At 56.1% G+C, this 1,003-nt stretch carries 3 protein-coding genes; all 3 read right to left on the bottom strand.

The features are described from left to right. Positions 1-151: 151 nt before the first annotated feature. The 3 genes from WD823_RS03675 to WD823_RS03665 are packed head-to-tail and all read right to left on the bottom strand — an operon-like array spanning position 152 to position 886. The gene (locus WD823_RS03675) at positions 152-358 is read right to left on the bottom strand and encodes a four helix bundle protein (RefSeq protein ID WP_368428132.1); all 207 of its coding nucleotides are present in this window, start codon (positions 356-358) and stop codon (positions 152-154) included. Further along, positions 358-684: a DUF5615 family PIN-like protein gene (locus tag WD823_RS03670; RefSeq protein ID WP_368428131.1), complete on the bottom strand. Its 327-nt coding sequence runs from the start codon at positions 682-684 to the stop codon at positions 358-360. Before WD823_RS03670 ends, WD823_RS03675 begins: the two co-directional genes overlap by 1 nt. Further along, a complete protein-coding gene (locus tag WD823_RS03665) occupies positions 668-886 on the bottom strand; it encodes a DUF433 domain-containing protein (protein ID WP_368428130.1) in 219 nt (72 codons plus the stop codon). Before WD823_RS03665 ends, WD823_RS03670 begins: the two co-directional genes overlap by 17 nt. Between the last annotated feature and the right edge of the window lie 117 nt (positions 887-1,003).

The following is a 1,003-nucleotide window of genomic DNA, read 5'->3' as shown; positions in this document are numbered from 1 at the left end:
ACCAGGGGCGACAAGGCGTTATCGACATGACATTTAGCTCTTGGCCGATAGAGAGATTGTAATTCTACCGTGGTACCGATGGCGATGTCGCAGTCAGGGGCGGCTGATGGGGAGTCGGGGATCGGGAATCGGGAATCGGGAAACGCTGGCGCTAACGGGTAAGGCTTCTGTAAAGGCCGGAGAGAAGCTGTGCGACTCGCTCCAGTTGGGCAAATACCTCATGCTGGGCCGGGAGGTAACCCAGATCGGAGGAGGCCAGCGTCTGGGTCTCAAGCTCGCTGAGCGAACCTTTTGCAATGTTCCGGTTTTCATGGCTGGCATCCACCGTGTAGCGCCCCGCCGTTTTCGCTCGTCCCATTACTCTTGGTTACCGATACGTACAAGTGTGTTTGCCTGTAAATTCGAAAGTCGCGCAAGAAGTTGTGGCATCAAGGGGCGCAGTTTTTCAAGCCGATTGGTTCGAGCAACGAGCACAACTACGGTCAGCGGCAAATTCCTGAGATTCTGCTGGAACTGAAGATTCTGGTCAGCCGTCAGAAACACATCAAAGTGATCTGCGGCCCGGCGGATCAGTTCGCCGTTGTCAAAGGCGGACCAACCCATCTCGGCAACGGTCTTGAGGGAATGGCCGGTGATCTCGCCCCGGAGTCGGCGGGGGAGCGACTCGTCAAGCAGGATGCGCATCCGCGGCCAAGGCTTCGTGGGCAAGTTCTAGCGCCGCGATCGCCTGTTCCCGGGACACAGACGGAAAGTCATCAAGAAATTGGTCAAGCGAGTCACCCGCTTCAAGGTAATCGAAGAGATTTTTCACGGGAACGCGAGTGCCGACGAACACCGGCATGCCCCCTTGGATCTGGGGGTCGCTATGAATGACGAGTCGGCCCATATATAAGTCTCCAATGCCGTATTTGACAAATGATACAGGAGAGGCGTTTTCTTTGGCAGCCGAAATGGGGAATCGGGAATCGGGAATCGGGAATCGGGAATCGGGAATCGGGAATCG

The sequence above is a fragment of the Sulfuricaulis sp. genome (assembly GCF_040901545.1).
In the GTDB taxonomy this organism is placed as follows: domain Bacteria; phylum Pseudomonadota; class Gammaproteobacteria; order Acidiferrobacterales; family Sulfurifustaceae; genus Sulfuricaulis.
The sequence above is the reverse complement of the archived record's forward strand: the minus strand, read 5'-3'. Positions and strand labels throughout refer to the sequence as shown.